Annotated in this window: 4 protein-coding genes and 1 pseudogene; 4 read left to right on the top strand and 1 reads right to left on the bottom strand. The window is 71.1% G+C overall.

What is annotated here, in order from left to right:
• Positions 1-76: 76 nt before the first annotated feature.
• Together QMK24_RS35210 and QMK24_RS35205 are read left to right on the top strand one after the other, a co-directional pair.
• Positions 77-2203 carry an acyl-CoA dehydrogenase family protein gene (locus tag QMK24_RS35210; RefSeq protein WP_283470936.1) on the top strand — a complete coding sequence of 709 codons (2127 nt, stop codon included), beginning with the start codon at positions 77-79 and terminating at the stop codon, positions 2201-2203.
• Positions 2204-2261: 58 nt separating this feature from the next.
• Positions 2262-3461: a lipid-transfer protein gene (locus tag QMK24_RS35205; RefSeq protein ID WP_283470935.1), complete on the top strand. Its 1200-nt coding sequence runs from the start codon at positions 2262-2264 to the stop codon at positions 3459-3461.
• 20 nt (positions 3462-3481) lie between these two features.
• On the opposite strand, the pseudogene QMK24_RS35200 reads toward QMK24_RS35205, so the two are convergent.
• Positions 3482-3574: pseudogene (locus tag QMK24_RS35200) on the bottom strand (DNA-binding response regulator); the annotation flags it as partial.
• A 545-nt stretch (positions 3575-4119) separates the two neighbouring features.
• Between QMK24_RS35200 and chsH3 the strand changes: the two are divergent.
• Together chsH3 and QMK24_RS35190 are read left to right on the top strand one after the other, a co-directional pair.
• Positions 4120-4974, top strand: a complete 855-nt coding sequence (gene chsH3 / locus QMK24_RS35195) for an enoyl-CoA hydratase ChsH3 (RefSeq protein ID WP_283470934.1) — start codon at positions 4120-4122, stop codon at positions 4972-4974.
• A 98-nt stretch (positions 4975-5072) separates the two neighbouring features.
• Positions 5073-6149, top strand: coding sequence for a Zn-dependent alcohol dehydrogenase (locus QMK24_RS35190; protein WP_283470933.1), 1077 nt, complete (start codon positions 5073-5075; stop codon positions 6147-6149).
• The last annotated feature ends 28 nt before the right edge of the window (positions 6150-6177 follow it).

Genomic DNA, 6177 nt, shown 5'->3' with positions numbered 1-6177 from the left:
GTACGTGCACTCCCGCCGGAGGCGGAACCGTTGCTGACCTTCCGTCAGAATGGAACACGTTCTAGTATTCGGCCGCATGGGCATCGGAATCACCGAAGAGCACCAGGAGTTGGCGACAGCCACAACCGGCTGGGCGAACCGCGCGGCACCCCCCGAAGTCGTGCGCGCAGCGCTCGAAGAGGGGCCGGGCGCGAGACGGCCGGCGTGGTGGGGGGAGGCGGCGGCGCAGGGGTTGTTGGCCGTGCACCTTCCGGAGGAGTTCGGCGGGGGAGGCGGGGATCTGCTCGATCTGGCCGTGGTGTTGGAGGAGTTGGGGGCGGCCTGTCTGCCGGGGCCGTTTCTGCCGACCGTGCTGGCAGGGGCGGTGCTGGCGCGGGCGGCGGAGGGGAAGGCGCTGCTGGCGGGGCTGGCGGACGGCAGCAGGGTCGCGGCGGTCGCGCTGGGCGCGGGGTCGATGACGGCCGAGCCGTCGGAGAGCGGCGGGTACGTACTGGACGGCACCGCTCCGCCGGTGCTCGGCGGGGCGCAGGCCGATCTGGTGCTGCTGCGGGCCGGCTCGGTGTGGATGGCGGTGGACGCCGCGGCGCTGGAGGTGCGGGAGTGCTCCGGGGCCGATCCGACGCGGCGCACCGCCGAGGTCGTGGCCCGACGGGTGCCGGTGCCCGCCGAGCGGGTGCTGGGGATCGAGTCGGGGGTGGTGGAGGATCTGGCCCGGGTGCTGTTCGCCGCCGAGGCGTGCGGGATCGCGGGCTGGGCGCTGCGTACGGCCACCGGGTACGCGAAGGTGCGCGAGCAGTTCGGGCGGCCGATCGGCCAGTTCCAGGCCGTGAAGCACCTGTGCGCGGACATGCTCGTACGGGTCGAGCAGGCGCGTGCGCTGACCTGGGACGCGGCGCGTGACGTACTGCCGCTGACGGCGGCGATGGCGGCGGCCACGGCCGTCGAGGCGGCGTTCGGCTGCGCGAAGGACTGTATTCAGATCCTGGGCGGCATCGGCTTCACCTGGGAGCACGACGCGCATCTGTATCTGCGGCGGGCGACCGCGGTGCGGCAGCTGCTCGGGGCGGGGCACACCCACCGGCTGCGGGTGGCGGCCCTGGCCGGGGCGGGGGCCCGGCGTGAGCTGCGGCTCGATCTGCCACCGGAGGCGGTCGCCTACCGCGAGCTGGCGCGGGCGGCGGTGGGCTCCGCCGGGGGGCTCGATCCGGCCGCCGCGCGCAAGGCGCTGGCTCCGACGGGGTATGCCGCGCCGCATCTGCCGGTGCCGTACGGGCTGGGCGCGGGGCCGGTGCAGCAGCTGGCCGTGCAGCAGGAGCTGCGGTCGGCGGGGGTGAAGGTGAGCGATCTCGGGATCGCCACCTGGGTGGTGCCGTCACTGATCGCGCACGGCAGCCAGGAGCAGCGGGACCGCTATGTGCCGCGCACGCTGCGCGGTGAGGCGCTGTGGTGCCAGCTGTTCTCGGAGCCGGGCGCGGGTTCGGACCTGGCGTCTCTGCGGACGAGGGCGGATCGGTTGCCGGACGGCCGCTGGCAGGTCAACGGGCAGAAGGTGTGGACGTCGGCCGCCCAGTGGTCGGACTTCGGGATCCTGCTGGCCAGGACGGATCCGGCGGCGCCCAAGCACAAGGGGCTGACGTACTTCGTGGTGGACATGAAGAACACGCCCGGTATCGGCATCAGGCCGCTGAAGGAGATCACCGGCGACTCGCTCTTCAACGAGGTGTACTTCGACGATGTCGTGCTGCCCGCCGACGCGGTCGTCGGGGAGGTGGACGGCGGCTGGCGGGTGGCCCGCAACACCCTCGGTAACGAACGGGTGCACATGGCGGACCAGGTGGCGTTCGACACCGGGCTCGAGGCGCTGATCGGGCCGGCCTGTGCGGCCGGCGAGGTGGTGGGCGACCGGCTCGGCGGGCTGCTCGCGGAGGCGCACGCGCTGGCGTCCATCGGACTGCGGACCACCCTGCAGCAGGTGTCGGGACTCGAACCCGGCGCGGGCGCCTCGGTGCGCAAGCTCGTCCAGACGCCGCACCAGCAGCGCATCGCCGAACTGGCGCTGGAACTGCTCGGCCCCGAGGGCGTCACGGACGAACGCGCCCTGCACGGATTCCTGATGGCGCGCTGCCTGACCATCGCGGGCGGTACGACGCAGGTGCAGCTCAATGTCGTCGCCGAGCGGATCCTCGGCCTCCCTCGTGACTGAACCCGTGACTGGACCCGTGACTGAACCTGTGACTGAACCTGTGACTGAAGGAGTGCGCATGACCAGCAAGGTCTTCGTTGTCGGCGTCGGCATGACGAAGTTCGAGAAGCCCGAGACCCGGGACTGGCAGTACTGGGACATGGCGAAGGAGGCGGGGAACAAGGCCCTCGCCGACGCCGGGATCTCCTACGACCTCGTGGAGCAGGTGCCGGTCGGGTACTGCTACCAGGCGTCCACGGCGGGCCAGCGGGCGGTGTACGAGCTCGGGCTCAGCGGTGTGCCGGTGTACAACGTCAACAACAACTGCGCCACGGGGTCCACCGCGCTGATGATGGCCCGGCAGTTCGTGGCGGGCGGCCTCAACGACTGCGTCCTCGCGCTCGGCTTCGAGAAGATGACCAAGGGCGCGCTGGGCGCCGGATCGAGCGGCGGCGACTTCGCGACCTCGCCCGTCGCCAGGCACTACGGCGTGATGGCCGCCAAGCACGGCTTCGAGATGACCCCGCCCACCGCCCAGATCTTCGGCAACGCCGCCCGCGAGCACATGGAGCGGTACGGCACGACCGCCGAGCAGCTCGCGGCGGTCGGCGCGAAGAACCACGGGCACTCGGCCAACAACCTCAATGCCCAGTTCCAGGACGTCTACACCGTCGGGGAGATCCTGGCCGCCAGGACCATTCACGCGCCGCTGACCAAGCTGCAGTGCTCCCCGACCTCGGACGGTTCCGCGGCCGCGGTGGTGGTCTCGGAGCGCTTCGTGCGCGAACACGGCCTGGAGGACAGGGCCGTGGAGATCGCCGGCCAGGCGATGACCACGGACACCGGCGAGAGCTTCTCCTCGGGGTCGTGCATCGATGCGGTGGGCAAGCCGATGTCGCGGGCGGCGGCGCACGCGGTCTACGAGGAGTCGGGGCTGGGGATCGAGGACGTCGACGTCATCGAGCTCCATGACTGCTTCTCCATCAACGAGCTGCTGACGTACGAGGCGCTGGGCATGTGCGGGGAGGGCGAGTCCGGCAAGCTCATCGGCGACGGGGCCACCACGTACGGCGGGCGCTGGGTGGTCAATCCGTCAGGGGGCCTGATTTCGAAGGGGCATCCGCTGGGCGCCACCGGTCTCGCCCAGGCCGCCGAGCTGGTCTGGCAGTTGCGGGGCGAGGCGGGACTCCGTCAGGTCGAAGGGGCCAGGGTCGGCCTCGCGCACAACATCGGGCTGGGCGGCGCCGCGGTGGTCACCCTGCTGCGACGTCCCGCCTGAGCCCCACTCCTGAGCCCGTACTACAGCCAGCCGCTCTGGCGGGCCGCGCGGACGGCTTCCATCCGGTTGCGGGTGCCGGTCTTGCCGATGGCCGAGGAGAGGTAGTAGAGGACGCAGAAGGCGGCGAGTCCGGTACCGGCCAGCCAGGGGAGCGGCACCTGGCCCTTGATGACATCCACGGCGGGACCGCCGGCCATCAGCAGCCAGGGGATGAGCGAGCCGCCGTCCGGGCCCTTCATCCGTTCGATCTCCTCGCCGAAGTCCTTCGGCGGCCGGCGCTCGTCGCAGCCGCGCCACCGGTAGGCCCGCAGCCCCCACAAGTCGATCATTTCCTTCTCGCTCCCCGTCCGGCCCGCGCTGCCCTGATGCCACCGACGGTACGGAGAAGGCCTCTGACCTCGGCAGAGGCGAATGCACGCGGTCGGCCGGGACAAATGTCACCGGTGTCGTGATCTGATGATGCGTCAGGTATTCACAGGCTCAGGGCGATGCGTTATACATGAGGCCACTGCTAGAACACGTTCTAGCAGTCCGTGATCGACCCCGGCTCGGCCGACGGTGCGGACAGCCGCGCCGGGGTCCTCCAAGAACGCGGGCGGAGCCGTCGACGCCCGCCGGCGCCCGTCAATGTCCCCACGGCGAAGGAGCAAGCCGGATCATGCCCATCGACGTCGCGAAGGCCATCGCGGCCGAACCCCGCCGCACCGACCTCGCCTGGGACCACAAGGACGTCCTGCTCTACCACCTGGGCGTGGGCGCGGGCCGGCCCGCCACCGATCCCGATGAGCTGCGCTACACGCTGGAGAGCAGACTCCAGGTGCTGCCCAGCTTCGTCACCGTCGCGGGCGGCAGCCTGGCCGCCGCGGGCGGGCTGAGTGCGCCGGGGATCGACGTGAACCTCGCCGCCGTACTGCACGGAGGCCAGCGCATCGAGCTGCACCGCCCCGTCCCGGTCTCCGGGAAGGCCGTGCAGATGAGCAGGATCGCCGCCGTGTACGACAAGGGCAAGGCGGCCGTCATCGTGCTGCGCTCCGAAGTAGCCGACGACGAAGGCCCGTTGTGGGCGGCCGACACCCAGATCTTCGTCCGCGGGGAGGGCGGCTTCGGCGGCGACCGCGGCCCCTCCGTCCGCACCCAGGTGCCCGACCGGGCCCCGGACCGCACCGCCGAGGTCTCCACCCGCGAGGACCAGGCGCTGCTCTACCGGCTGTCCGGCGACTGGAACCCGCTGCACGCGGACCCCGAGTTCGCGAAGGTCGCCGGATTCGACAAGCCGATCCTGCACGGTCTGTGCTCGTACGGGATCGTCCTCAAGGCCGTCGTCGACACGATGCTCGACGGCGATGTGGCGCGCGTCCGCGCCTACTCCACCCGCTTCGCCGGGATCTTCTTCCCCGGCGAGACCCTGCGGGTCCGGATGTGGCGCGAGGACGGCCGCATCCAGGTGTCGGCGACCGCGGCCGAGAGGGACGACGCACCGGTCCTCGCCGACACGGTCGTCGAGCACGCGTAGTCCGTACACGCGCGATCCGCAGGACCGATGCAACCCGTAGGACCGATGCAACCCGCAGGACCCCGCACCATTCCGCACCTCGCGAAGGGAGCCGCCCCGTGCGCGCAGCAATCCAGCAGGAGATCGGCCAGGACAAGCTCGAAGTCGTCGACGACATCGAGGCGGTGGGCTTCGGCCCGGGCAAGGTAAGGATCCGCATCCGGGCGACCGGACTGTGTCACTCCGACCTGTCGGCGATGAGCGGCGTCCTGCCGCAGCCCGCGCCGTTCGTCCCCGGCCACGAAGGCGCCGGCGAGATCATCGAGGTCGGCGAAGGCGCCACCAACGTCAAGGCGGGCGACCGCGTACTGGTCTGCTGGCTGCCGGCCTGCGGCGCCTGCGCATCATGCAAGCGTGGCCAGACCCAGCTGTGCATAGCCGGCTTCCTCAACGCGGGCACCCCCAACTACAAGCGCCCCGGCGGCGATGTCTTCGGCTTCGCAGGCACCGGCACCTTCGCCGAAGAGGTCGTCGTCGACTCGCTGTGCGCCGTCCCGATCCCCGACGACGTGCCGTACGAGATCGCCGCGCTCATCGGCTGCGGTGTCACCACCGGCATCGGCGCCGCCATCAACACCGCCAAGGTGGAGGCCGGTTCCTCGGTCGCCGTCATCGGCTGCGGGGGCGTCGGCATCAGCGTCATCCAGGGCGCTCGGGCGCTCGGCGCCGCCGAGATCGTCGCCATCGACCCGGTCGAGTCCCGCCGCGAGGCGGCCCTGCGCTTCGGCGCGACGGATGCCGTCGCTCCCGACGGGCTCGCCGACGCCAAGAACCGCATCACCGCGGGCGAGGGCTTCGACTACGTCTTCGAGGTCGTCGGCAAGTCCGCCACCGCCCGCACCGCGTACGAGAACACCCGCCGCGGCGGCACCCTGTGCATCGTCGGCGCGGGCGCCATGGACGACAACCTGCAGATCAACATGTTCGAGCTGTTCTTCGACGAGAAGCGCATCCTGCCGTCGCTCTACGGCGGCGGCGACGTGCTGCGCTCCTACGAGCGCGTCATCAAGCTCTGGCGGGCCGGCCGCATCGACCTGGAGGGCCTGATCACCCACCGGGTGCGCCTGGAGGAGATCAACGACGCGATCGATCAGATGCGTACGGGCGAGGCCCTGCGTACCTGCATCACCCTCTGACGGATCCGAACCCCTGAACCTGTAGCTG

Origin of the sequence: Streptomyces sp. PH10-H1 (assembly GCF_030063355.1) — a bacterium.
GTDB lineage: Bacteria > Actinomycetota > Actinomycetes > Streptomycetales > Streptomycetaceae > Actinacidiphila.
This window is presented reverse-complemented; position numbering and strand designations above follow the sequence as displayed.

Excerpts from the sequence above, each read along its gene's own strand:
- QMK24_RS35210 (WP_283470936.1), top strand. The coding sequence starts at position 77 with ATGGGCATCGGAATCACCGAAGAGCACCAGGAGTTGGCGACAGCCACA.
- QMK24_RS35205 (WP_283470935.1), top strand. The coding sequence starts at position 2,262 with ATGACCAGCAAGGTCTTCGTTGTCGGCGTCGGCATGACGAAGTTCGAG.
- chsH3 (WP_283470934.1), top strand. The coding sequence starts at position 4,120 with ATGCCCATCGACGTCGCGAAGGCCATCGCGGCCGAACCCCGCCGCACC.